Origin of the sequence: Paenibacillus agricola (assembly GCF_011440305.1) — a bacterium.
GTDB classification, from domain to species: Bacteria; Bacillota; Bacilli; order Paenibacillales; family NBRC-103111; genus Paenibacillus_S; species Paenibacillus_S agricola.
In genome coordinates this window covers 161,498-186,164 of the sequence record NZ_JAAOIW010000001.1, presented here as the reverse complement: position 1 = coordinate 186,164, position 24,667 = coordinate 161,498, and the positions used below count along the sequence as shown (strand labels likewise).

Below are 24,667 nucleotides of genomic sequence, written 5' to 3'. Positions count from 1 at the left end.
GCTTTTTGGCAAAGGTTCAGCAACAAGGATTATCAGGTCGTCAAAAAGCAGCCATTCTGTTGATAAGTTTGGGTCCAGAGGTATCCGCTCAGATATTCAAGCATCTTCGTGATGAGGAGATCGAGCAGCTAACATTGGAAATTGCTAATGTTAGAAAGGTGGATAACTCGGAAAAGGAATCGATTTTATCCGAATTCCATCAAATCTGCCTAGCTCAAGAGTTTATTTCTCAAGGTGGTATATCCTACGCCAAAGAAATATTGGAAAAAGCTCTAGGATCCCAGAAGGCGTTAGATATTATCAATCGTTTGACCGCAACTTTACAGGTAAGACCGTTTGACTTTGCCCGAAAGGCAGATCCTGCCCAAATTCTAAACTTTATACAGAATGAGAATTCACAGACGATTGCCTTGGTATTAGCCTATCTCCAGCCGGAGCAGTCTTCTATCATCTTATCCTCCTTGCCTCAAGAAAAGCAGGCGGATGTGGCTAAACGTATTGCTTTGATGGATAGCACCTCACCAGAGGTTATTAGCCAGGTAGAGCGCGTATTGGAGCAGAAGCTGTCAGCAACTGTCACACAGGATTATACCAACGCGGGTGGCATTGCAGCCATTGTACAAATCCTCAATGGTGTTGATCGAGGCACTGAGCGAACTATTCTTGACTCCCTAGAGATTCAAGATCCAGAGCTTGCAGAAGAAATTAAGAAGAGAATGTTCGTGTTTGAAGACATAGTAAATGTGGATAACCGTTCGATTCAACGTATTATTCGTGATATTGAGAATGCTGATCTCCAGTTGGCTCTTAAAGTAGCCAGTGAAGAGGTACGGGAAGCCATTTTCAAAAACATGTCCAAACGGATGGCAGAAACGTTCAGAGAAGAAATGGAATTTATGGGACCTGTCCGTTTACGTGATGTCGAAGAAGCACAGACGAGAATTGTGGCAACGATTCGTCGTCTAGAGGAATCAGGAGAAATTATCATTGCGCGTGGCGGAGGAGATGATATTATTGTCTAATGTCATCAAGTACACGCAGTATGTAACGATAGATGACAAGAAAATTGTCGAAGTTGCATCGCAACCAAAGGCTATTGATGAATCGGTTGATGATAATGAAGGGTTATCCGAAGAGGAGCTCGAGGAGTTGGCTAGTGCCTCCCAAATCAAAGAGCAAATCCTTCAAGACGCCGAAGCCTTTGCTGAAGAACAGGTTAGAGCGGCTATGGATGAAGCGGCAGCGATCAGGCAGCAAACACAAGCGGAAATTGAGCTGTGGTGGAACGAGCGGCGACAATCGGATAGTGAGCTCCAGATCCAGTTAAAGGAAGAGGGCTTCCAACAAGGCTACGTTGAAGGCGCCCAACAGGCGGAATCGGATCTTCGTAATCAATACAATGATATGCTGCAGGAATCGTCACAAATATTAGAACAATCCTATTTGCTTAAACAGCAAATTATACAGGAATCGGAGCCGTTTCTTATTGAGATGAGCTGTGCTATCGCTGAAAAAATTGTCTCAAAGCAGCTTACACTAGAATCAGATTGGGTTATTGAATTGATTGGAACAGTGTTGGCTCGAAGAAGAGAGCAAGGTATTATTACTTTGTGCGTTGCACCTTCCCAGTTCGCTTATATCCAAGACGCACGTGAGGAGCTTTTACTCCATATCGATTCACAAGCGGAGCTACAAATTATTCCAGATCCTTCTGTACACGACCATGGCTGCGTAGTCAGGTCTACATTTGGCAGTATTGATGCTAGAATCGATACGCAATTAAAAGAAATCAAGAATGCCTTACAGCATCTTGCAGTTAGAGGTGAGGGAACCTAGATGAATCCGATACCGATGGCTTCCAAGTATCTTGAGCTTTTGAGGCAACTGGATCCGATACGCGTCAATGGAAAAGTTACACAAGTTATAGGATTAACTGTAGAGTCGGAAGGCCCTGATGCAAGTATTGGTGATGTATGTTACATATACCCCTTTAAATCCAATGTACCATTGAAAGCGGAGGTTGTTGGCTTTAAGAATAATCGGGTATTGTTAATGCCGCTTGGTGAGTTAACTTCAATAGGTCCAGGTTGCGATGTTGTAGGCACAGGTAAGCCATTAACCGTGCAGGTTGGTCATGAATTGCTTGGAAAAGTATTGGATGGACTAGGCCAACCGCTGGATGGTAGTTTTCTGCCGTCCAGAATGACGCATTATTCGACAAATAACATACCTGGCAATCCTTTAAAAAGACCAAGGGTATTGGATCCCATTAGTGTGGGTGTAAGGTGTATTGATGGGTTGTTAACCATAGGTAAAGGACAACGTGTTGGTATTTTTGCAGGCTCAGGAGTAGGTAAAAGTACATTGATGGGTATGATTGCCAGGAATACCGCGGCAGATGTAAATGTGATTGCGCTTATTGGGGAGCGGGGCCGTGAGGTTTTGGATTTCATTGAACGTGATCTAGGAGCAGAAGGTCTTGCTCGTTCTGTCGTTATCGTTGCTACGTCGGACAAACCTGCGTTAATTCGGATCAAAGGGGCGTTAATTGCCACCAGTATTGCTGAATATTTCAGGGATCGTGGGCTTAATGTGATGATGATGATGGATTCTGTAACGCGGTTTGCTATGGCACAGCGTGAAGTTGGACTAGCTGTTGGAGAACCGCCTGCAACACGTGGTTATACGCCTTCTGTATTCGCTATGCTACCCAAGCTGCTAGAACGTTCAGGTACGGGTCCTAAAGGCTCCATAACTGCGTTCTATACGGTTCTAGTCGATGGTGATGACATGAATGAGCCGATAGCGGATGCAGTACGTGGTATTTTGGATGGCCATATTGTCTTGGATCGTTCCATTGCAAACCGGGGTCATTACCCGGCTATTGATGTCTTATCTAGTGTCAGCCGTGTTATGAAAGAAATTGTATCTCGAGAGCACATGTCTGCCGCTGAAAACTTAAAGAGGCTCATGTCTATTTATAAGGATTCGGAAGATTTAATCAATATAGGGGCGTACCAAAAAGGCTCAAATGCAGATATTGATCTTTCTTTGCAGCATATTCAATCGATTTGGGATTTCACTAAGCAAAAAGTGGATGAAAAGCTAACTTTTGGTGAAGCTCAAGAGAGTTTAATCCAACAATTCTACAAAGGATGATGACATGAAACGCTTTAAATACGCTTTTCAAAAAATCGTCGATCTAAAAGCAAACGAGAAGACGCAAGCTGAATGGATGCTGTCAGAAGCAATTGGCAAAGTGCGTGAGGAAGAATCCTCAATGACCATGCTTCATTCCGAGAAGGATGGTCTTCAAGAGCAGCTGAGCACAATTTCTGCTGGAAGAACAACGATTTCTGAGATCATGCTGCTGCAGCAATTTGTCGATCATGTCGACCATAGAATCGTTCTCAAAAACAAGGACTTACAGCATGCTAGAGGAGTAATGGTTAAGAAGCAAGATGTGTTAACAGGTAAAGTGCTTGAGGAAAAGATATGGACCAAAGCGAAAGATAAAGCACACCAAAGCTTTACCGCTGTTGTGCTGAAAAAAGAACAAGAACAACTAGATGAAATGGCGACGAACCGATTTAGGAGATTGTCATAACAGAAGATGATGGAGGCGATGAAGATGGCAGATGTTGATGCGGAAGGTAGCTCCTCATATGGGGGAATGGAACGGTTTCTCATTTGGTTTCTGATACCGTTCGTGTTTACTGCTGTTCTGCTTGGCGTATTACTTACCATTTTCGATTATGACGTCATGAACAACGTGCTTCGAACGGCTAAGACGATACCAGTGATCAGCAGTATTGTCCCTGAACCTAAGGTTAAGGCAACAGATATAAAAACCGCTGTTAAAAAGGGACAAACTGACCAAGCGGCAGAAGCACCAACAGCAGAAGCAAACCTACAAGCCTTAAACACAAAGCTGGAGCAAAAGGAAGATGACTTGAAGAAGATTGATTTAACGGTCCAACAGCGAGATCAAACGATCAAAGAGCTTCAATCCAAAAACAGCTTATTGGAAGAACAAATTAAATCGAAGACGCTGACAGATACCGAATATGCGGCGCAGATTCAGCAGCTTGCAACTATGTATGCTAAAATGTCTCCCTCTAAATCAGCACCTATTATGGAAAATTTGACTATAGCCGAAATGGTACTTGTTCTGAATGCTATGAAGACGGATGATCGAGTAAGGGTTTTAGAGAAAATGGATGCCAAAATAGCAGCGGAAGCTTCAATTTTATTGAAGGACCAAACCACTGCGAAGGACCAACAAATCGCCGCACTTCAGCAACGTTTAAAACTAACAGCTACACCGGAAACTAAGGACACTACAAAGCTGACAAAGGATGATTTAGGTGCAACCTTTTCGAGCATGACACCTAAGAGTGCAGCGATTGTACTGATGGAGATGCAAAACTCAAATCCGGATAAAGTAATTTCAATACTGAGTTCAATGGAAAGTGCAGGGAGGTCGAAGATTATTACGGCTATATCTGAACAATCTAAAGAAACCGCAGCGCTTATCTCGACTCGTTTAGTACAATAACATTTGAAGGGAGGTGAAAAAAATATGGAGATTCAAGCTCAAATTACAATGCCCACGAATACAACAAATGGCTCCAATTTAAATGCAGCTGTTGCCAATGGTGCAGCGTCTACATCAAGTTCTACATCTATGACGGCTTCACCAGAAGCAGACTTTTCAGCTACATTAAATGGTTTAATCACTATGGCACCAGCAGCTGTAGCTCCAGTGAATTCACAAGCCGGGCTGTCTGGCTTAAACAACATATTGGTGCAATTGTTGACTACCTTGAAAATGGATTCCGCAGCATCTGAAGGGCAAAGCAATGAGGACTCAATCAAGCAATTAGATCTGTTAATTAATATGCTAAATACAGACACGGAAGAAGCCGAAGATATTTTGGACAATCCGAATGTGCAGACATGGCTGGCAGGGATTCAAACCATGTTAATGGTACATGCTCCAACTCCAGAAGTGATTACGACTGATGAAGAGCTAACCGCACAATTATTGCTAACCGATAGTGCTTCAACTGGCGATGTGCAGCTTAATCCACTCCTGTTCGTACCCATCCAATCCACAACAAATAATGGTGCAGCTACGGAGCATGGATTAGAAGATGCTAAGGAACTTATAACGAAGACAGATGCTTTTAAGCTATTGGACACGTTTAAACAGCTTTTAAAAGCGGATGATACCAAGATTGTATTACCACAAGCACATAAAGCCATGCAAGTTATGGTGGATCAAATGCAGCAGCTAATAGCAACTGTTGTTCAAGATTCAACGAAAGTTACAGCAGATCCAATAATTAGTGCAGAGCTCGTTTCACCGCTTATTGCTGACAAATCTGTCTCCAGAGTGGCAAGTATCGTGACTCCTATGAGCAACCGTCCAGCGGCTTCCAAGGGTATGAATGATGATGCATCTTTTCAAGTAGTAGCGACAGCGAATGCTAGGCTAGAGTACTTAGCCGCAAATTTTGTGCAGGCTAAATTAACGGTGGATACTGGGGATACTGATCGCCCTTTATTCGAACCGCTGCAAGAAATGCCAAAGGATTCGTCAGATGAAGGGCAAGCCATACCGATGCATGAATTTCTAAAGCAGGTTCAATCTTCACAACCTATGCAAAAAGCACCCGTAATAATGATGCAGGCTCCAAATTTCGTTGAAGATATGACACAATTCGTCATTAAATCATTTACATTGGAAACCAAAGCAGACGGTTTTACGGAAGCTAAGCTTTCCTTATTTCCGCAAAACTTGGGACAGGTTGATGTAAGACTGACGATGCACAACGGTCAATTGGTCGCACAATTTATGGCGGATAGTCCAATGGGCAGGGAAATGTTAGAAAGCCAATTATCTCAATTAAAAATTACATTACAAAACCAAGGCATTCAGGTTGAGCGAATGGAAGTTTCACAGAATCAAGCTTTTCAATCAGGTATGTTCCAAGAGCAGCGCCAGCAACAGTCGCAACAATCCAACAAGCAGCAAAAAGGAAATGATATCGACAAAGTTCTTTCCTTGGATGATCAGGTTAATCAAGAAATAGTCCAATCGGTGGATGCCCCTAAAGGATTGGGCAAAACCTCAATTGACACAACAGCTTAATTCTAACAACTATATCAGGAGGTGATAACATGGCAGATTCACCTATCAGCACCAAAAATGTTTACCCTTATTATGCTAAAAGCAATGTTACTAATGCAGGAAAAGATAGTGCAACTAAAGGGCAATTAGGAAAAGATGAGTTTTTGAAAATCTTAATGACACAATTAAAACATCAAGATCCAACAGATCCATTGAAAGATAAGGAATTTATTGCACAAATGGCTCAATTTACTTCGGTGGAGCAATTAACGAACATGAATGCAGAATTAAAGCTTATGAGGCAGTCCATAGGGCAATCGTCATCGCTGATTGGCAAAGAGGTTACTTGGACATCAGTTAATGAAAAGGGCGAGTCTAAGGTGGGAACAGGTGTAGTTGAAGCCATTATTGTAAAAGATGGTGCTCAATATGCATTGGTTAAAGGAGAGCAATTTAGTCTGGATTCCATTTCGAAAGTCTCAAATCCGGAGGCAACAGAGAAATGAGCGAATTGATATCTGTCGGACAGTTATACACCGGAAGTATTCGCCATCCACATACAAAAAGAACGGAGCTATTGCCAAAGAATAATGAAAGCTCCTTTCAAGAAGTATTGCAATCTCAAATGGTACATTTCAGCCACCATGCTGAGCAAAGATTACAACAAAGAGGAATTGAATTTCAGCCGGAGCAACTAGCCAAAATTCATGCAGCCATTGATCATGCAGCCTCTAAAGGTGCAAAGGATTCATTGATGTTAATAAACGATACCGCATTAATAGTGAACATTAAGAATCGAACTGTAGTCACGGCTATGGACGAAGCATCAATGAAAAACAACTTGTTTACCAAGATCGATAGTGCGGTTATCATCACATAGTAAGGGCCGGACCGATAAGGAAGCCCATGGTTGTGGAATGACTGAAGCAACCAACACCTAAGCAACTAGCCATGAGGAGGCAATTATCAATGTTAAGATCATTATATTCAGGAGTATCAGGTATGAGAGGCTTCCAAACTAAATTGGACGTCATCGGTAACAATATTGCTAATGTAAACACGGTCGGATTTAAGGGTGGACGTGTTATGTTTAAAGATATTTTAAGCCAAACAGTAGCTGGAGTTTCCCCATCCGTGGATGGAACACAAGGCGGTGTTAACGCCAAGCAAATCGGTTTAGGTGTTTCGATTAGTGCTATTGACACCATTCACACACCAGGTAGTGCAATGACAACTAATGTTGTTACAGACCTGCGTATAGATGGTGATGGATTTTTTGCAATTAAATCAAATGTGGATCAAGTGGATCCATACCTGACTCGTGCTGGTAACTTTACGATTGATGCTAATAATCAGTTAGTTACTTCTGATGGAATGTTTGTTACTGATAGTGGAGGAGAAATCATCGATTTAGACAATATCGGAGTTATAACAGCCTTCTCCATTTCGAGCTCAGGTGAGCTTGTAACCGTAGATGATACTGGGGCTACTAACAACTCTGGTGTATTCATAGGTGTTGTAAAAGTACCTAACCCTGCTGGTTTAGAAAAAGTTGGAGGCAATATGTACCGTCAGTCTCCAAATTCGAATATTGGGGGTATAACTGACGCTGGATTAATTGGGACTGCTAATGATGCTGCACGAGGAACAGGGGCAATAGTTTCCGGACAATTAGAAATGTCGAATGTCGATTTAACAGCTGAGTTTACAGAAATGATTATCGCACAACGCGGATTTCAATCGAATGCACGTATCATAACCACTTCTGATGAAATCCTTCAAGAAGTTGTCGGTCTGAAACGTTAATCCTTAACAAAGGGGGAGCCAGTCTCCCCCTAATTTTTAAAGCGGAGGCTGGAAATGATTAGAATCACCCGTTTGAATGGGAAGAAAATGATTATTAATGCTTTATTGATTGAGAGCATGGAGGAAACACCAGATACGATTATTACATTAATTACAAGTAAAAAAATTACCGTATTGGAACCCATGGCTGATGTGGTTCAGCTTGTAACCGAATATATGAAATCAATAGGGGCGGTTGCCGGAACAATAAAGAGTATGGAGTCGGAGGGGTCTTAGTGTTTAAAAGCAAAATGTTCCTAATGGTAGTTGCTATATTAATTGCTATAACTTTGATTTTAACAGCTGCTTTTATTTTATGGAATTATATGGAGAAGAATGGTACGGATGCTACAGAGCAAGCTCAAAATTCCGCAAGTGAAGTCAAACAGACCAAAAAGGCAACGCCAGACGAAACGAAAGCTAATACGGTCATTCTCAAGGATATATTAACAAACCTTGCAACGAATAACCGCTTTATTAAAGCAAGTTTTGCCATTGAATTGGAAAATATTAAGGCAAAGGATGAATTTGAAAAGCTGGATTTTAAAATGAAAGCTATCATTGTACAAACACTTTCGGATATGACACCTGAGCAAGTACAAGGCAGCAAAGGCTTGGATAATTTAACCTCAACCCTTATGAATAAAATGAACCCCTTATTATCCTTCGGGAAAATCAAACAAATCTGGATCACGGATAATGTGCTTCAATAATGATGACCTGTGAGATGCATATATGAGGGAGGTGAAATTAAGTGGTAGATGTTCTTTCTCAGAATGAGATTGATGCCCTTCTCGCTGCTCTCTCTTCTGGAGAGATGGATGCCGAGGAGCTGAAAAAAGAGGAGACCCAGAAAAAGGTCAGAGCGTATGACTTTAAACGTGCGGTCCGGTTTTCCAAAGACCATATTCGAAGCTTAACCAGGATACATGAAAACTTTGCTCGGTATCTAACTACTTACTTTTCAGCCCAGCTTAGAACATTTGTGCAAATAAATGTGGTACAAGTCGAACAATTGCCGTATGATGAGTTTATTCGTTCTATTCCCAAAATGACGATACTCAATGTATTTGAAGCTGAGCCTTTGGAAGGACGGATGGTTCTTGAAGTACATCCAAATGTCGCTTTTGCAATGCTGGATCGGCTTCTGGGTGGCGCAGGAACTTCACCATCAAAAATCAATGCTTTAACTGAAATTGAAACGATTGTGATGGAACGTATTTTTAGCAGATGTTTTGAAAGCTTGCAAGAAGCATGGAAAAGCGTCATCGATTTGAATCCGCGCCTTGAAACGTTGGAAACAAATCCACAGTTCATGCAGATCGTATCTCCCAATGAGACGATAGCACTTATTTCCTTAAGCACGAAGATTGGTGATACAACAGGAATGATAAATCTATGTATTCCTCATGTTGTTATTGAGCCCATCATGCCAAGATTATCTGTGCATCACTGGTTTGTATCGCAAAAGAAGACAATAGCACCTGAAGAAGTCATGGCATTACAATCTCGCGTACATAAGGCTAAGCTTCCAATCATTGCTGAGCTGGGGGATACACAAATTACGGTTCGGGAATTTTTAAACTTGAGTGTTGGGGATGTTATTACACTCAATAAACCGGTTGATGAACTGTTAAATATCCGCCTTGGTGAAAAATTGAAGTTTCTGGGCAGTCCTGGAACTACCAGAGGGAAGCTTGCTATGCAAATTAACGAGATTGTTAGTGAAGGAGTGGAAGAAAATGACGAATAATAAAGACTATTTGTCGCAGGAAGAAATAGATGCGTTGTTGAGACAATCTTCGGGTGACAGTATGGAAAGTTCAAGCGCTGAAATTCATGTGGATAATTATTTAACTCCGCTAGAACAGGATGCACTCGGTGAAATCGGCAACATCACTTTCGGAAGCGCGGCTACTGCCCTCTCTACGCTGTTGGGGAAAAAAGTCGATATTACGACTCCGAAGGTTTCCGCTGTTGGCAGAGAAGAATTAATTCAAGAATTCCCTCTTCCTCATGTAGCTGTACACGTTAATTATGTAGATGGATTCGATGGCATTAACCTATTAGTTATTAAAACTCGTGATGCCCAGGTCATTGCTGATTTAATGATGGGTGGCGATGGAACTGGTTATGATGAAGAATTATCAGAGATTCATATTAGTGCCGTGCAAGAGGCAATGAATCAAATGATGGGTTCGTCAGCAACCTCGATGTCTACCATTTTTAACCGATTTGTTAATATATCGCCTCCAGGCATTGATATATTAAAGTTATCAGATGGTACAGGAACTACGGCACTCCCTCCAGAAGAAGTGTTTATTAAAATTTCTTTTCGGATCATTATTGGAGATTTAATTGATTCGACGCTTATGCAGTTATTACCGGTTCCATTTGCAAAGGACATGGTCTCGATTCTTATGGGAGGTGGGGACGATTATGAAGAGACGGCAGCAAGCGCACCTGCAGCAGCATCAACACCTGCAGCAGCGGCTCAGCAACCGCCTTTAGCACCACCACCTATGCAACCTGATCCCTATGCGCAACCGATGTACCAACAGCCGCCTATGCAGCAACCGATGCACCAGCAACCGATGTATGAACAACCGATGTATCAGCAGCAGCAGCCGATGTACCAACAACCGATGTATCAGCAACCACCTATGTATCCACCGCAGCAGCCGATGTATCAACAACCACCTGCTGGACTAGGTAGAGATGTTAATGTACAGCCTGCACAATTTTCTAATTTTGCTCCTAATCCGCTAACGCCACCTGAGGATACCAATCTTAATTTATTATTGGATATTCCATTAAAGGTGACGGTTGAACTAGGAAGAACGCAAAAAGTAATAAAGGATATTTTAGAGCTTTCTCAAGGTTCTATTATTGAGTTGGATAAGCTAGCTGGCGAACCCGTTGACATTCTTGTTAACAATAAATTGATTGCTAAAGGTGAAGTTGTCGTTATTGATGAAAACTTTGGCGTACGAGTAACCGATATTGTGAATCAATGGGATCGAATACAAAAATTACAATATTAATCTAACCTGAGAGGAATGTATACACATGGCAAATAGAATTTTGATTGTAGATGATGCAGCTTTTATGAGAATGATGATCCGAGATATTTTAACTAAAAATGGATATGAGGTTTGTGGCGAGGCCAATGACGGAGCACAAGCCATAGAAAAATTCAAGGAAGTTCGTCCTGATTTAATTACTATGGATATCACTATGCCAGAGATGGACGGAATCGCTGCATTGAAGGAAATTAAAAAGATTGATGCAAGTGCCAAAGTTATCATGTGTTCAGCGATGGGGCAACAAGCAATGGTTATAGATGCTATTCAAGCTGGTGCCAAAGACTTTATTGTTAAGCCATTTCAGGCTGATCGTGTTATTGAAGCCATTAAGAAAACATTGGGATAATATGAAGTGGGGGAGAGTTTGGCACAAACCGAATTACTTGTCTTTATTTGCGGCTATACAAACTGCCGGTTTCTCTAGCTTTGCATCAGGAGAAGCCGGTGCTTCCTCAAGCCAACAACCGAATAGCACTCCCGAATTTACCTATACAGGTGTAAGCACTTCGGAAACTATGTGGATGGTTGTTCAAGTTATTTTCTTTCTTATTATTATTATCGGATTATTTTTTCTTATTATTAAGTTTCTTTCTCGAAAAAATAAAACTTTATTTGGTCGCTCATTACGATCGTTAGGTGGCGTTCCTTTAGGACCTAATAAATCGATTCAAGTCGTTGAAATTGGTCACTCTCTCTATATTGTGGGGGTTGGAGATAATATCCAGTTACTTGAAAAGGTTGATAATGAAGAAGAGGTTGCCTATATTTCCGAGATGTTAACATCGTCCAATTCGATGGGTGTTGCAAGCTTTCAAACGTTTAGTGGTTGGTTGACTAAGCTAAGAAAAAAGCAGCCTGAGGTTGAAGAACTGGACACGGACCTATCAGATGCATCCTTTCAAGAGATTTTTCACAATAAAATGCACCATTTATCGGATCGTAAGAAGATGGTGGAGGAAGTACTCATGGAAGATAAAAACAAGGATCGGTTGAATGATAAACAATGAAATGGAAGGCAATTGTTTTTACCTTAATTTCTTTGCTGGGCATATTTGCATTAACGACGACTCAAGCTTATGCAGCTGATCCTATACCTGGCATTAACATTGATTTTGGCTCTTCAAGTAATGCAGCAGGGGCATCGAATACGATCAATATCATTATTTTAATTACAATTCTGAGCATAGCACCAGCTATATTAGTGTTGATGACCAGCTTCACAAGGATTATTATTGTTCTTGGTTTTGTAAGAACAGCGCTTGGAACTCAACAAATGCCGCCCAACCAAGTGTTGATTGGTTTAGCTCTGTTTATCACTTTTTTTATCATGGCACCTACCTTGGGAGAATTAAATGAAAGTGCGTTGCAGCCCTATTTGAAGGGTGAAATTAACCAGAATGTTGCCTTGGAGAAAGGCTCTGTCACTATGAAGAAGTTTATGTTCCAGCATACAAGACAGAAGGATTTAAAGCTCTTTTTGGATTACTCCAAAGCTGCACCTCCTTCGGGAGTAGAGGATACCCCACTTACAGCATTGGTTCCTGCTTATGCGATAAGTGAATTGAAAACAGCTTTTCAAATGGGTTTTATGATCTTTATTCCATTTTTGGTCATTGATATGGTAATAGCGAGTACTTTGATGGCAATGGGAATGATGATGCTTCCGCCTGTTATGATTTCACTTCCCTTTAAAATATTGCTTTTTATTTTAGTCGATGGCTGGTATCTTGTGGTCAGGTCACTGCTGTTAAGCTATAACACATAACGAACAATTTTTACCATGCAGGAGGAGAATGGATTTTGGGATCGGAGTTTGTCATTCGTTTGGCCAGTGAGGCTGTCTACACGGTCTTGAAGGCTAGTGCTCCCATGCTGGTCCTTGCTTTGGTAGTAGGGTTAGCCATTAGCATTTTTCAAGCAACCACACAAATTCAAGAACAAACCTTAGCCTTTGTACCTAAGATTGTCGCTGTGCTATTGGCTTTTCTCGTTTTTGGTCCATGGATACTGACGACATTGGTTGATTATACGTATAACATCTTGAATAACCTTTATAAATTTGTTGGCTAGGTGTGAGTGCATGGAATGGATTCAACAATATTTTCCTAGCTTTATGCTCTTTTTTTGTCGTATTTCCTCATTTTTTGTAGTTGTGCCTGTCTTTTCTGCTCGAAACGTGCCTAACCACTTTAAAATTGGGCTTGCCTTTTTTGTAGCTTTAATGGCTTTCAGCGTGGTAGGAACTTCTACTTTAGCAAGTTTTGATTCTTTATATATCATCTCTATATGTAGAGAAATATTAGTGGGCCTGTTTTTAGGTTTTGTAGCTTATATGTTTTTTACAGTCGTACAAGTTGCTGGTTCATTTATAGACATACAGATTGGTCTTGCCATAGCTAATGTTTTCGATCCCTTAACAGGTGCCTCTAGCCCAATAATAGGGAATCTGAAATATATGATTGCGATGCTTTTGTTTTTATCCTTTAATGGCCACCATCTTTTTTTGAAAGCTATTATGGATAGCTATGAATGGATCCCTTTGTCCAATGATATATTTGTTAAAACATATAATGGTGAGCTTGCCGAATTTATTATTAGAACATTTTCATCTGTTTTTGCTTTAAGCTTTCAAATGGCTGCACCGCTAGTTGCTGCCTTGTTTTTAACGGATGTAGGTCTTGGCCTGCTGGCCAGGGTAGCACCACAATTTAATATTTTGGTTGTTGGAGCACCACTCAAAATGTTAATTGGATTTGCACTTTTATCTATGTTATTTCCTGCATATGAGCTTGTATTCAAGGATGCTTTTATTTCCATGTTTGATTCCATGCAAAAATTCATTGGTATGTTTACGGGTTGATGGGAGGCATTCAATGTGGTGGCTTTACGATTAAAACTAGATTTGCAGATGTTTTCCGGAGAAAAGACGGAAGATGCAACACCTAAAAAAAGACAGGAATCAAGGGAAAAGGGCCAGGTAGCCAAAAGTATGGAGTTACCAGCTGCTTTCATCTTATTTTTTTCGTTTATGTCCTTTTATATTTTTGGTAGTTATATGAAGACGCAGCTTACCCATGTGTTTCGTTCAATTTTTCATGATTATTTGCTTTTAGACATTACGATGAAAAATGTGATTATGCTTTTTCAAAATTTATTTGTACAAAGTATGCTAATTATTGCCCCTATATTGGCTATTGCGATGGCTACGGCTATATTCAGTAACTATCTGCAAATTGGTGTATTGTTTACCAGCGACCCATTAAAAATGAAGTTCAGTAAGCTTAATCCAATTGAGGGCGCCAAGAACATTTTGTCTATTCGTTCTTTGGTCGATTTTGTGAAATCGGTATTAAAGATGTCGATCATCGGTTACGTCGTATATGATACCCTTTGGAGTGAAAAATCGACTTTAATGGATTTGGCCAGGCTGCCACTTGAAAATATTTTTTTGTTTATGGCTACTCTAACCTTGGATCTAGGTATGAAAATCGGGCTGATCTTAATTGTGCTTGCCCTTTTCGATTATATGTACCAAAAGTATGAATACGAAAAGAACCTCCGGATGTCCAAGCAGGATATCAAAGATGAGTATAAGAAATCAGAGGGTGACCCCTTAATTAAAAGCAAGATTCGTCAAACACAACGAAGAATGGCGATGCAGCGTATGATGCAGGAAGTGCCCAAAGCAGATGTCGTGATTACAAACCCGACCCATTTTGCCATTGCTTTGAAATATGATGCGAATATGAAAGCTCCTACGGTTATAGCCAAAGGAACCGATTATATCGCTTTGAAGATCAGGCAAATTGCTAAAGAGAACCAGATTATTACGGTTGAAAATAAACCTTTAGCTCGTACATTGTATGCCCAAGTGGAAATAGGTGAGGCCATACCCGCAGACATGTTCCAGGCTGTAGCAGAGGTTTTAGCATATGTATATAAATTGAAAGGTAAAGCCAACTAATCGGGGAAAGGAGGAAACGGTTTATGAAGATTAAAGATCTGGTCGTATTAATTGGGATTATCGGAATTGTATTAATGATGGTTGTCCCTGTACCTGTATGGTTAATTGATGTGTTATTAATTATTAATATATCCATTGCCTTATTAATCATATTGGTTGCTATGAACACACAGGATGCACTGGAATTTTCAATCTTCCCTTCACTCCTATTGATTACTACCCTATTTCGACTAGCGCTAAACGTTTCTACAACCAGAAATATTTTAGCCAATGCAGAAGCTGGTAACGTGGTCGCAACCTTTGGTTCTTTCGTCGCACAAGGCAACATTGTAGTAGGCTTCGTTGTATTTATTATCCTTGTGCTTGTTCAGTTTATCGTAATTACCAAAGGTTCCGAGCGCGTTGCCGAGGTAGCTGCCCGATTCACATTGGATGCTATGCCGGGTAAACAAATGGCTATTGATGCGGATTTGAATGCCGGTTTAATCAATGAAGTCCAAGCAAGAGACCGCAGAGAGAAAATATCCAAAGAGGCGGATTTTTATGGAGCTATGGATGGAGCCAGTAAATTCGTTAAAGGAGACGCGATTGCCGGGATCATTATCCTTTTTATTAATATCATAGGCGGTTTAATCATTGGTATGACCATGAAGGGCATGGGACTTGCCGAGGCCGGAGAGCTATATTCCATTCTTACCATTGGGGATGGCTTGGTCAGCCAAATCCCGGCACTACTTATATCTACAGCTGCAGGTTTGATCGTGACAAGAGCCTCATCTGACGGAAATCTGGCACATGATTTATCCAAGCAGGTTTTATTGTACCCCAAGCTTTTATATATTGTAGCTGGAACGATTACCCTGCTGGGCATCTTTACACCGATCCATCTCATTACTACATTACCGATCGCTGTTTTATTGGTTTTTGCGGCTATGAAAATGCAAAGTGCTTTAGTCAAAAAACAAGAGAATGACGAAATGCTAGAGGAAGAGCAACAAATTGAGGAAGTACGCAGCCCTGAGAGTGTGATCAGCTTGCTGCAGGTAGATCCTATCGAGTTTGAGTTTGGGTATGGACTTATCCCATTAGCTGATACTCAGCAAGGCGGAGATCTACTCGACAGAATTATATTAATACGAAGGCAATGCGCGTTGGAAATGGGCGTTGTAGTGCCAGTTATCAGGATCCGTGATAATATTCAATTAAAGCCTAATGAGTATATAATTAAAATTAAAGGAAATATGGTCGCACGAGGCGATTTACTGCTTAATCATTACTTGGCAATGAGCCCTGGCATTGAGGATGATTCAATAAGTGGCATCGATACCTTAGAGCCTGCATTTGGACTACCGGCTTTGTGGATTGATGAAGTGATGAAGGAAAGAGCTGAATTATCTGGGTATACAGTAGTGGATCCGCCTTCTGTTGTAGCAACCCATTTAACTGAAATCATTAAGAAGCATGCACATGAATTACTGGGCAGACAAGAGACCAGAGGGCTGATAGAAAATGTAAAAGAAAGCTATCCGGTTCTAGTGGATGATCTGATCCCCAATGTATTGTCGATTGGCGATGTCCAGAAGGTATTAGTAAAGCTGTTAAGAGAAAAAATCTCGGTACGCGACTTGGTGACGATCCTAGAAACATTAGCGGATTATGGTACATATACAAAGGATCCCGAAATATTGACGGAATATGTAAGGCAGTCTCTTTCGAGGCAGATTACCCAACAGTATTCGGTTTCAGGTGATTCTATGAAAGTCATAACAGTTGGTCCAAGCCTGGAGAAGAAAATTTCCGAAGCAGTGCAACAATCGGATCAAGGAAGCTATCTGGCTCTAGATGCAAGCTCCACCCAGATCATTTACCAACGTATTTCAGATCAAGTCAATAAGCTGATCCAATCTGGGCAACAACCGATTGTCTTGACTTCCCCGACGATCCGAATGTACTTGAGACAGCTTTTGGAACGGACGATGCAGGATATACCGGTTCTTTCTTACAGTGAGCTCGAACCCAACGTTGAAATTCAAAGCATGGGGGTAGTTAATTTATGAGAGTGAAACGATATATTGTGGATTCGATGCCGGATGCTTTGCAAAAAATTAAATCGGATTTAGGTAAAGACGCCGTTATACTTAATACGAAGGAGATTCGTTCTGGGGGTTTTCTCGGAATGTTTTCGAAGAAGAAAATTGAAGTGATCGCAGCAACGGATACAGTGGCGCCAGCACCGCAGCCCACACCAGCCAAGAATACAGCACCTATTGATCGTCCTGAGCGTCCGCAGCCCGCTGTAAATAACTATAGCACACCACAAACTGCTAAAACGGCTTATTCCAGACCAACCGGTTTTGCTGCACAATTAGAAGCTTCCCAAGCTGCTGATGAAACGCGGGGCCTGCTTGCTTTTCCACATGTACCTGATGTGATCATCCCACCACCTGTTGTTGCTGCCAGAGTCGAAACTTTCGCACCGGCTGTGGTTAAAGCAAGTGAAGACTTATTGATGGAAGAATTGAAACAAATGAAAGAATTTATGAAGAAACTTTCTGTTCAAGGGAACCAGCAAACGACCGAACCTGCTATAATGGCATTGAAACAAAAATTGTCGGACCAAGACCTTGACACTATGCTTGTTGAACAGCTGTGTACGACAATTACAGAAGCCGCTGAAGTGAGCGAGCAACCGGTCACTGAAGACTTCGTCTTGCAGGAAGCAAAGAAGCAATTAATGGGGCTATTTACGATTACCGAATCGAAGGCTTTAAAGACAGATACAAGGATCGCCCATTTTGTAGGTCCTACCGGTGTTGGCAAGACAACAACGATAGCGAAGCTGGCAGCCGAGCAGGTATTGAAATACCATCGAAAAGTTGGTTTTATTACATCGGATACGTACAGAATTGCCGCTGTTGAGCAATTAAAAACGTATGCTACCATTTTAAACATTCCATTAGAGGTTGTATTTTCTCCACAGGATTTATCAAAAGCCTTTGATCAATTAAAGGATTGCGATATCATATTCATGGATACAGCGGGGCGGAATTTCCGTAATGAGATGTATGTTTCAGAATTAAATACCTTATTACAATATAACGGTAAGAGTGAGACTTATCTGGTATTAAGCTTAACAACCAAGTACAAGGACATGAAAGCCATCACAGAAAATTTCTCGAAGTTTAAGCTGGATAAGGTATTATTTACGAAAATGGATGAGACCAATTCCTATGGCGCGGTTATTAATCTTGTACATGATTTCAAGCTTCAGCTATCGTATGTAGCTAACGGGCAAAGCGTACCTGACGATATTAATTTGTTGGCCGAGGAACAAATTATCGACCTGATATTGGGGGTCCAAGAGCCATGACTGATCAAGCACAAGGACTGCGGAATTTAGTCTCTCATCAGCATACACAGAAGCCTGCTAAATCAACTAGGATTATAACCGTAACCAGTGGAAAAGGCGGGGTAGGCAAATCGAATTTTACATTGAATTTTGCGCTAACTTTGCAAAAAAGAGGCTACCATGTGCTCGTCTTTGATGCAGATATTGGACTTGCCAATATTGATGTGCTGATGGGAATCACTGCTAAATATAGCTTGTATCACTTGTTGAAAAAAGAAAAAACGATTTGGGAAATTATTCAGAAGGGCTATAATGACCTGCAGTTTATTGCAGGTGGATCTGGATTTAATGATCTAATAAGGTTGACTGACGAGCAACTGGAATACTTTGCGGAGCAAGTTAATCTATTAAATGGTACTGTAGATTTTATTATTTTTGATACAGGAGCCGGATTATCTAAAGAAACATTGAAATTCATTTTAGCAGCTGAAGAGACGATCGTGGTTACTACGCCCGAACCTACTTCGATCACGGATGCGTATGCGATTATTAAAATGGTTAATTCCATGAATGAGCCTGTAAACTTTAAACTAGTCGTCAATCGGACAACAGACAATAAGGAGGGCAAGCAAACCGCTGACAAAATCAGTATGGTTGCCAAGCGATTTTTGCAAATTGATATTCCAACCCTTGGTTTTGTAGATGATGATAACAATGTATCGAAGGCGGTAAAAAGGCAAATCCCTTTCACAGTTGCTTATCCAACTTGCGCTGCTTCTCAATCAATCCATAGATTAGTTGATGACTTTATCGCCAGACAAGCTCCTTCGGAATTTCAGGCTGGTGCTGTTAAAGGGTTTTTATCTAAAATGATGAGAATTCTCAAACAGTAGCACCCTCATACAAAACGAAGCAGACAACCTGGAGGAGTGAGAATAATGCCATTTAAAATATTAGTTGTAGATGATTCCATTTTCATGAGAAAAATGATTTCCGATCTCGTTCTAGGAGATGCCCAATTCCAAGTAATAGCAACTGCCAAAAATGGCAAGGAAGCAATAGAATTGACTAGAAGTTTAAAGCCGGATGCCATCACGATGGATATAGAAATGCCAGAAATGAATGGGCTCGATGCGCTTAAAGTAATCATGGAGGAAATGCCAACTCCCGTTATCATGCTGAGCAGTTTAACACAGGATGGAGCGAGGGAAACCATTGTAGCACTCGAAAGAGGGGCAGTTGATTTTGTGGGCAAGCCCTCTGGTTCAATTTCATTAGATCTGCATCGAGTTAAAGAAATTTTATTAGAGAAGCTTCACATTGCCGTCAAAACGAATGTAACTAAGTTTCGTGTTAATCCTATCCTTCCATCACCCCAATTGAAGATAAAGCCTTCCCAGATCAACGAGGCTTTAACTCCCAATAAGGCTGAGCCTGCTTCAATCAAACCACAGGCAGGTAAAAAGGACTTGCCAATACAAGTGCAACAGATCGTTGCCATAGGAACCTCTACAGGCGGTCCGAGGGCTTTACATCAAGTCATCTCGCAAATCCCAGCTCATTTTCCTGCACCTGTCGTTGTGGTTCAGCATATGCCGCCCAATTTCACGAAATCTTTGGCACAGAGGTTGCATTCTGTTTCGGAGCTAAACGTCACTGAAGCTGAGGATGGAATGGTTTTGAAAAATGGTCATGTGTACATTGCTCCTGGTGGTTTCCATATGACGGTAGCACGAAACGGGCCGGGATTATACAAAATCCATATCAGCAAGGAAGAAGCCAGAGGCGGGCATAGGCCTTGTGTAGATACATTGTTTGAATCGTTGTTGCCACTAAAAGAATTAAAGCGCCATATTGTGCTTATGACCGGCATGGGGGCGGACGGAGCTAAAGGGATGCTTGCACTGAAAAATGCAGGCGCTATTACAACAATCGCTGAAGCGGAAGAAACCTGTATTGTATATGGAATGCCTAGAGCGGCAGTCGAATTAAAATGCGTTATGCATGTTTTACCCCAGCAAGAGATTGCTCTGAAGCTATCTCAGGTAGTTGGCAGACAACAGTAAAAACATATTTGCAAGCAAATGATGAGGTTGTATTATATTGACGGAGGTGAGAGGTTATGGACTTAAATCAATACCTTTCGATGTTTATTGATGAATCTAAAGAGCATCTGCAAGCCTTAAACGATAACTTATTAGCTTTGGAGAGCAGTCCTGAAGATTTAAGTATCGTAAATATTATATTTCGTTCGGCTCATACTCTTAAGGGTATGTCAGCGACGATGGGGTTTGAGGATGTGGCTTCATTAACACATGAAATGGAAAATGTATTGGATCTCGTACGCAATAACAAGCTGAAGATGGATGCTTTCATATTTGATTGCATATTCAAAAGCGTAGATGCTCTTGAGTCCATGGTTGAAGACATTATTCAAGGCGGTACAGGCAAGGCTGATGTAACGGATATAGTGGTTGCTCTAAAATCGATCGTTACAGGTGATTATTTAAAAGCGGGAAATGCGGTGCTAGCAGGTGCTAATGAAATAGCTGCAGAAAGTGAAGGGCAAGCTTCAGTTCAATTGGATGAATTTCAACATTCGATCATATTACAATCGATTGAAGCGGGCATGCAAGTATTTTATATTGAAGTCAACGTACGCATTGATTGTGTATTAAAGGCAGCTCGTGCTTATATGGTGTTTAACGTGCTTGAGCAGCATGGGGAAGTGATAAAATCAGACCCATCTGTTGAAGATATCGAACAGGAACGTTTTGAGAATAACTTTTCGGTCTTTTTTATCTCTAATACGGACAAAGATACGTTGGAGAAGCAAGTATCTAATGTATCCGAAATTGACAAAGCGGTTGTAACGGTTCTTACGAAAGAGAAGCTAGAGGAATTGCTGCAGCCTTTAGTAATCGAGCAACCGGAAATAGCTGCTGCTTCACAAGTGCTGGAAGTGGTCCAGGTAGCAGTTGTCGATGCTAAAAAGCCTGCTGCTGCAGTCGTCGCCAATGTACCGGTAGCAAACCGAACGATTCGTGTAGATATTGAACGGCTTGATGCTTTGATGAATTTATTCAGCGAGCTATTGATTGACCGCTCAAGGCTGGAGCAGTTGGCCAGCGAGATCAAGAAAAACGATTTAACCGAAACCGTAGAGCATATGTCACGGGTTAGCAGCGATTTACAAAATATTGTGTTAAAGCTTCGGATGGTGCCGATCGATACCGTTTTTAACCGTTTCCCAAGAATGATTCGTGATGTAGCCAAAACATTGGACAAGAAAGTTGATCTGGTTATAACTGGTGCTGACACTGAATTAGATCGTACGGTTGTGGATGAAATTGGTGACCCTCTTGTGCATTTACTGCGAAATGCGGTAGATCACGGTGTTGAGCCAACAATCGATCGAATTGCGGCAGGCAAGCCAGAAACGGGTTCTATCTTTTTACGTGCTTTTCATAGCGGCAATCATGTTTTTATCGAGATTGAAGAAGATGGCAGAGGTATCAATAAGGACGGTGTGCTGAAAGCTGCCATTAAAAAGGGCGTCGTTACACCGGAAGAAGCGTTGAAGCTAAGCGACCAAGAAGTGTATCTGTTATTATTTGCCTCTGGATTCAGTACGGCTGACAAAATATCGGATATTTCTGGTCGTGGTGTCGGATTGGATGTCGTCAAAACCAAAATTGAGAGCCTTGGTGGACGAGTACAGGTCGATTCAACTTTTGGTAAGGGTACTAAGTTTTCGGTACAGCTTCCGCTTACACTTTCGATTATTTCGGCTATGCTTATTCGAGTAGGGGATGAGAAGTACGCGATTCCACTATCCTCTATTGTGGAAACCTCGGCGATTACCGCTGAACAAATTCATATGATCCATAGCAATCGGATGGTGAAGTTCCGCAAGAATGTCATTCCTTTGGTTCCTTTATCTAAAGTTTTTGATATTCCTAACAAGCTAAATAGCAAAGAATCAGAGAGTGAAACCCAAATTGTCGTTATTCGCAAAGGTGAAAAACTAGCCGCATTGATCGTAGATGAGTTTATTGGCCAACAAGAGATTGTTTTAAAATCATTGGGTAAATATTTCACTAATTTGTTCGCGATTTCAGGCGCTACGATTCTAGGCGATGGGCAAGTAGCACTTATTATCGATACGAATGCTCTAATTAAGTAAGTTTATGGATCGTACATAGGAATTCAAAGGAGGCACATCAAAATGGGTGAAGAATTGAAGGTTATCGTATTTGCTTTGGCACATGAGGAATATGGAGTTGAAGTGGAGAAGGTTCGTACAATTGAACGAATGCAGCCAATGACTCGTGTTCCGAAAACACCTAAATTTGTAAAAGGTGTAATCAATCTGCGCGGTGTTGTTACGCCTATTATTGATTTGCGAGGAAGATTCGGATTTACAGAAAGCGAATATACAGACAATACACGAATTATTATTGTAGCAGTAAAAGACATGGAAGTAGGTCTAATCGTAGATTCGGCTAATGATGTGACCGATATTAATACAGATTCGATTGACGATCCACCTGAAGTTATTGGTGGGATAAAAGCTAAATATTTACAAGGTATTGCGAAGGTTGGAGAGTCGAGACTTTTAGTACTCTTGAATTTGGAAGAAGTATTGAATAAAAGTGAGATCATCCAATTAGAAACCCAAGAGGAGTAGTTATGTGGAGCCATTCAACGGATTCGCTGATTTTCAAATGGATGTTCTCAAGGAAGTAGGGAACATCGGTGCAGGACATGCTGCCACTGCCTTATCCAAGCTTTTGGATAAACCCGTCGATATGCTTGTACCGAAGGTGCGTATGGTGGCTTTTGAGGAAATAGCAGATAGTGTGGGTGGAGCGGAACGGGTTGTAATCGCGATTTTCCTTCGAGTTGAAGGAGAAACCCCTGGCAATCTATTTTTTATTCTTTCGCTAGAATCCGCCAAAAAATTATTGCGTAATCTGGTAGGGATTGAGGTAGTGGATGACGAACATTATACAGATATGGAACTGTCTGCATTAAATGAGATTGGTAACATATTGGCAGGATCCTATTTATCATCACTCGCCGATTTTACTCAGCTTGTCATGTCACCAACTGTTCCAGCACTGGCTATCGATATGGCAGGAGCCATCTTAAGCTACGGTCTTCTCCAATTTGGTCAAATGGGAGATCATGCCTTATTAATAGACACGAAGTTCTTGGATGGTAATGATGAGATTGAAGGACATTTCTTTCTCATTCCGGATCCAGAATCATTCAATAAGATTTTTGTTGCTCTGGGAGTACAATCTCCATGATTCAAGATAATTACATCAAGGTGGGCATGGCTGATCTGAATGTTACTCATTTGACCGGGGTGCTAAAGACAACAGGATTAGGTTCATGTGTAGGACTAACACTTTATGATTCAAAGGCAATGGTTGCTGGTATGGCGCATGTAATGCTGCCAACTTCAGACATAGCTAGAGAAGGAAAACTCAATTTAGCTAAATATGCGGATACAGCAATACCCGACATGATTGAAAAGATGGTTAGTTTAGGTGCATCGATTAGAAGGTTAGAAGCCAAAATGGCTGGTGGCGCACAAATGTTCGCCTTTGCGGGAAATTCAGATACCATGCGAATTGGACCAAGAAATGTTGAATCTTGCAAGGCCATGCTGTTAAAGTATTCCATTCCTCTCAAATCTGAAGATACTGGCGGTAATTATGGAAGAACGGTGGAATTTAACTGTGAAACCGGTATTCTTTTAATCCGAAGTGTCCAACAAGGAGTGAAAGAACTTTAGACTATGATAGGTAGCATTCGATGGAATTTTGTGATAGCCGCTATTTCTTTTACCATAACCTTTATTGCAGCTTCTTTAAATAATATTTGGAGTACTACATTAATTAGAAGCTGCTACAGTTTTTTACTAGTATTCGTGATCGTTTTTTTGTTTCGTTGGGTATTAGGCACTTTTGCTGGACTCGATAAATTAACAGATGCCGAAAGCATGCCTGACGAAACTAAAGGCACAGCACTTGATTTGACTACTCCCGATGAGGAAGACTCCTTAAACAAATTGCTCAAAGAGTCTTTGGAACCCAATACAAACGAAGGTGTGCCTGGTTTTGCACCCTTGCAGCCTCCTAAGCTTACTAGTAAAGCGAATATAGATACCGGTGACATGGTTCAAGCACTGCGGCAGATGTCGGAAAAATAAATGGAGGATGCTTACAAGGTTAATTTTGTCCTAGCAAACTCTATGGGATGCTTACAAAGTTAGT

At 41.1% G+C, this 24,667-nt stretch carries 28 protein-coding genes; all 28 read left to right on the top strand.

The genetic code is table 11. The annotated features are described in order from the left end of the window. Positions 1-5: 5 nt before the first annotated feature. The 28 genes from fliG to G9U52_RS00775 all read left to right on the top strand — a co-directional run bounded on the left by fliG (position 6) and on the right by G9U52_RS00775 (position 24,603). On the top strand, positions 6-1,022 hold the full coding sequence (fliG, locus tag G9U52_RS00910; protein WP_166144800.1) for a flagellar motor switch protein FliG: 1,017 nt from the start codon (positions 6-8) through the stop codon (positions 1,020-1,022). After that, a complete protein-coding gene (locus tag G9U52_RS00905; RefSeq protein ID WP_166144797.1) occupies positions 1,015-1,836 on the top strand; it encodes a FliH/SctL family protein in 822 nt (273 codons plus the stop codon). Before fliG ends, G9U52_RS00905 begins: the two co-directional genes overlap by 8 nt. Then, positions 1,837-3,159 (top strand): flagellar protein export ATPase FliI, encoded by a 1,323-nt coding sequence (gene fliI / locus G9U52_RS00900; RefSeq protein ID WP_166144794.1) that lies wholly within the window; start codon positions 1,837-1,839, stop codon positions 3,157-3,159. 4 nt (positions 3,160-3,163) lie between these two features. Further along, positions 3,164-3,607: a flagellar export protein FliJ gene (gene fliJ, locus G9U52_RS00895; RefSeq protein WP_166144791.1), complete on the top strand. Its 444-nt coding sequence runs from the start codon at positions 3,164-3,166 to the stop codon at positions 3,605-3,607. Positions 3,608-3,631: 24 nt separating this feature from the next. Beyond that, the gene (locus G9U52_RS00890; RefSeq protein WP_166144788.1) at positions 3,632-4,558 is read left to right on the top strand and encodes a MotE family protein; all 927 of its coding nucleotides are present in this window, start codon (positions 3,632-3,634) and stop codon (positions 4,556-4,558) included. 24 nt (positions 4,559-4,582) lie between these two features. Continuing rightward, the gene (locus G9U52_RS00885; RefSeq protein WP_166144785.1) at positions 4,583-6,157 is read left to right on the top strand and encodes a flagellar hook-length control protein FliK; all 1,575 of its coding nucleotides are present in this window, start codon (positions 4,583-4,585) and stop codon (positions 6,155-6,157) included. A gap of 29 nt (positions 6,158-6,186) precedes the next feature. Then, the gene (gene flgD, locus G9U52_RS00880) at positions 6,187-6,642 is read left to right on the top strand and encodes a flagellar hook assembly protein FlgD (RefSeq protein ID WP_166144782.1); all 456 of its coding nucleotides are present in this window, start codon (positions 6,187-6,189) and stop codon (positions 6,640-6,642) included. Continuing rightward, positions 6,639-7,016, top strand: coding sequence for a TIGR02530 family flagellar biosynthesis protein (locus tag G9U52_RS00875; RefSeq protein WP_166144779.1), 378 nt, complete (start codon positions 6,639-6,641; stop codon positions 7,014-7,016). The genes flgD and G9U52_RS00875 overlap by 4 nt, the downstream gene beginning before the upstream one ends. Before the next feature lie 89 nt (positions 7,017-7,105). Further along, entirely contained in the window at positions 7,106-7,942 is an 837-nt protein-coding gene (locus G9U52_RS00870) for a flagellar hook-basal body complex protein (RefSeq protein WP_166144776.1), read from the top strand. A 54-nt stretch (positions 7,943-7,996) separates the two neighbouring features. Further along, positions 7,997-8,218, top strand: coding sequence for a flagellar FlbD family protein (locus G9U52_RS00865; RefSeq protein WP_166144773.1), 222 nt, complete (start codon positions 7,997-7,999; stop codon positions 8,216-8,218). After that, a complete protein-coding gene (locus G9U52_RS00860; RefSeq protein ID WP_166144770.1) occupies positions 8,218-8,694 on the top strand; it encodes a flagellar basal body-associated FliL family protein in 477 nt (158 codons plus the stop codon). The genes G9U52_RS00865 and G9U52_RS00860 overlap by 1 nt, the downstream gene beginning before the upstream one ends. 41 nt (positions 8,695-8,735) lie before the next feature. Then, positions 8,736-9,734: a flagellar motor switch protein FliM gene (gene fliM / locus G9U52_RS00855; RefSeq protein WP_166144767.1), complete on the top strand. Its 999-nt coding sequence runs from the start codon at positions 8,736-8,738 to the stop codon at positions 9,732-9,734. Continuing rightward, positions 9,724-11,025 carry a flagellar motor switch phosphatase FliY gene (gene fliY / locus G9U52_RS00850; protein ID WP_166144764.1) on the top strand — a complete coding sequence of 434 codons (1,302 nt, stop codon included), beginning with the start codon at positions 9,724-9,726 and terminating at the stop codon, positions 11,023-11,025. The genes fliM and fliY overlap by 11 nt, the downstream gene beginning before the upstream one ends. Before the next feature lie 25 nt (positions 11,026-11,050). Then, the gene (locus G9U52_RS00845; protein ID WP_076232770.1) at positions 11,051-11,413 is read left to right on the top strand and encodes a response regulator; all 363 of its coding nucleotides are present in this window, start codon (positions 11,051-11,053) and stop codon (positions 11,411-11,413) included. Continuing rightward, positions 11,385-12,074 carry a flagellar biosynthetic protein FliO gene (locus G9U52_RS00840; protein ID WP_243767075.1) on the top strand — a complete coding sequence of 230 codons (690 nt, stop codon included), beginning with the start codon at positions 11,385-11,387 and terminating at the stop codon, positions 12,072-12,074. The genes G9U52_RS00845 and G9U52_RS00840 overlap by 29 nt, the downstream gene beginning before the upstream one ends. Further along, positions 12,071-12,832 (top strand): flagellar type III secretion system pore protein FliP, encoded by a 762-nt coding sequence (gene fliP / locus G9U52_RS00835; protein ID WP_166144761.1) that lies wholly within the window; start codon positions 12,071-12,073, stop codon positions 12,830-12,832. Before G9U52_RS00840 ends, fliP begins: the two co-directional genes overlap by 4 nt. Positions 12,833-12,867: 35 nt before the next feature. Then, positions 12,868-13,137 carry a flagellar biosynthesis protein FliQ gene (gene fliQ, locus G9U52_RS00830; RefSeq protein ID WP_166144758.1) on the top strand — a complete coding sequence of 90 codons (270 nt, stop codon included), beginning with the start codon at positions 12,868-12,870 and terminating at the stop codon, positions 13,135-13,137. A 10-nt stretch (positions 13,138-13,147) separates the two neighbouring features. Continuing rightward, the gene (gene fliR, locus G9U52_RS00825) at positions 13,148-13,927 is read left to right on the top strand and encodes a flagellar biosynthetic protein FliR (RefSeq protein WP_166144755.1); all 780 of its coding nucleotides are present in this window, start codon (positions 13,148-13,150) and stop codon (positions 13,925-13,927) included. Positions 13,928-13,942: 15 nt separating this feature from the next. Next, entirely contained in the window at positions 13,943-15,031 is a 1,089-nt protein-coding gene (gene flhB / locus G9U52_RS00820; protein ID WP_311764788.1) for a flagellar biosynthesis protein FlhB, read from the top strand. Positions 15,032-15,054: 23 nt separating this feature from the next. Continuing rightward, positions 15,055-17,088 (top strand): flagellar biosynthesis protein FlhA, encoded by a 2,034-nt coding sequence (flhA, locus tag G9U52_RS00815; RefSeq protein WP_166144752.1) that lies wholly within the window; start codon positions 15,055-15,057, stop codon positions 17,086-17,088. Beyond that, positions 17,085-18,401 (top strand): flagellar biosynthesis GTPase FlhF, encoded by a 1,317-nt coding sequence (flhF, locus tag G9U52_RS00810; RefSeq protein ID WP_166144750.1) that lies wholly within the window; start codon positions 17,085-17,087, stop codon positions 18,399-18,401. Before flhA ends, flhF begins: the two co-directional genes overlap by 4 nt. Beyond that, a complete protein-coding gene (locus tag G9U52_RS00805) occupies positions 18,398-19,273 on the top strand; it encodes a MinD/ParA family protein (RefSeq protein WP_166144747.1) in 876 nt (291 codons plus the stop codon). Before flhF ends, G9U52_RS00805 begins: the two co-directional genes overlap by 4 nt. Before the next feature lie 45 nt (positions 19,274-19,318). Then, complete coding sequence (locus G9U52_RS00800) at positions 19,319-20,446, top strand: protein-glutamate methylesterase/protein-glutamine glutaminase (RefSeq protein ID WP_207952734.1); 1,128 nt, start codon at positions 19,319-19,321, stop codon at positions 20,444-20,446. Positions 20,447-20,502: 56 nt separating this feature from the next. Then, the gene (locus tag G9U52_RS00795) at positions 20,503-22,566 is read left to right on the top strand and encodes a chemotaxis protein CheA (protein ID WP_166144744.1); all 2,064 of its coding nucleotides are present in this window, start codon (positions 20,503-20,505) and stop codon (positions 22,564-22,566) included. Between the two features lie 42 nt (positions 22,567-22,608). Continuing rightward, on the top strand, positions 22,609-23,070 hold the full coding sequence (locus G9U52_RS00790) for a chemotaxis protein CheW (RefSeq protein ID WP_166144741.1): 462 nt from the start codon (positions 22,609-22,611) through the stop codon (positions 23,068-23,070). A gap of 37 nt (positions 23,071-23,107) precedes the next feature. Beyond that, entirely contained in the window at positions 23,108-23,695 is a 588-nt protein-coding gene (locus G9U52_RS00785) for a chemotaxis protein CheC (RefSeq protein ID WP_207952776.1), read from the top strand. Then, positions 23,692-24,186, top strand: coding sequence for a chemotaxis protein CheD (locus G9U52_RS00780; protein WP_166144735.1), 495 nt, complete (start codon positions 23,692-23,694; stop codon positions 24,184-24,186). Before G9U52_RS00785 ends, G9U52_RS00780 begins: the two co-directional genes overlap by 4 nt. Before the next feature lie 135 nt (positions 24,187-24,321). Beyond that, positions 24,322-24,603, top strand: a complete 282-nt coding sequence (locus G9U52_RS00775; RefSeq protein WP_243767074.1) for a hypothetical protein — start codon at positions 24,322-24,324, stop codon at positions 24,601-24,603. Positions 24,604-24,667: the final 64 nt, after the last annotated feature.

Coding starts and splice junctions, on each gene's coding strand:
- fliI (WP_166144794.1), top strand. CDS start 1,837: ATGAATCCGATACCGATGGCTTCCAAGTATCTTGAGCTTTTGAGGCAA.
- fliJ (WP_166144791.1), top strand. CDS start 3,164: ATGAAACGCTTTAAATACGCTTTTCAAAAAATCGTCGATCTAAAAGCA.
- G9U52_RS00890 (WP_166144788.1), top strand. CDS start 3,632: ATGGCAGATGTTGATGCGGAAGGTAGCTCCTCATATGGGGGAATGGAA.
- G9U52_RS00885 (WP_166144785.1), top strand. CDS start 4,583: ATGGAGATTCAAGCTCAAATTACAATGCCCACGAATACAACAAATGGC.
- flgD (WP_166144782.1), top strand. CDS start 6,187: ATGGCAGATTCACCTATCAGCACCAAAAATGTTTACCCTTATTATGCT.
- G9U52_RS00875 (WP_166144779.1), top strand. CDS start 6,639: ATGAGCGAATTGATATCTGTCGGACAGTTATACACCGGAAGTATTCGC.
- G9U52_RS00870 (WP_166144776.1), top strand. CDS start 7,106: ATGTTAAGATCATTATATTCAGGAGTATCAGGTATGAGAGGCTTCCAA.
- G9U52_RS00865 (WP_166144773.1), top strand. CDS start 7,997: ATGATTAGAATCACCCGTTTGAATGGGAAGAAAATGATTATTAATGCT.
- fliY (WP_166144764.1), top strand. CDS start 9,724: ATGACGAATAATAAAGACTATTTGTCGCAGGAAGAAATAGATGCGTTG.
- G9U52_RS00845 (WP_076232770.1), top strand. CDS start 11,051: ATGGCAAATAGAATTTTGATTGTAGATGATGCAGCTTTTATGAGAATG.
- fliP (WP_166144761.1), top strand. CDS start 12,071: ATGAAATGGAAGGCAATTGTTTTTACCTTAATTTCTTTGCTGGGCATA.
- fliR (WP_166144755.1), top strand. CDS start 13,148: ATGGAATGGATTCAACAATATTTTCCTAGCTTTATGCTCTTTTTTTGT.
- flhA (WP_166144752.1), top strand. CDS start 15,055: ATGAAGATTAAAGATCTGGTCGTATTAATTGGGATTATCGGAATTGTA.
- flhF (WP_166144750.1), top strand. CDS start 17,085: ATGAGAGTGAAACGATATATTGTGGATTCGATGCCGGATGCTTTGCAA.
- G9U52_RS00805 (WP_166144747.1), top strand. CDS start 18,398: ATGACTGATCAAGCACAAGGACTGCGGAATTTAGTCTCTCATCAGCAT.
- G9U52_RS00800 (WP_207952734.1), top strand. CDS start 19,319: ATGCCATTTAAAATATTAGTTGTAGATGATTCCATTTTCATGAGAAAA.
- G9U52_RS00795 (WP_166144744.1), top strand. CDS start 20,503: ATGGACTTAAATCAATACCTTTCGATGTTTATTGATGAATCTAAAGAG.
- G9U52_RS00790 (WP_166144741.1), top strand. CDS start 22,609: ATGGGTGAAGAATTGAAGGTTATCGTATTTGCTTTGGCACATGAGGAA.
- G9U52_RS00785 (WP_207952776.1), top strand. CDS start 23,108: ATGGATGTTCTCAAGGAAGTAGGGAACATCGGTGCAGGACATGCTGCC.
- G9U52_RS00780 (WP_166144735.1), top strand. CDS start 23,692: ATGATTCAAGATAATTACATCAAGGTGGGCATGGCTGATCTGAATGTT.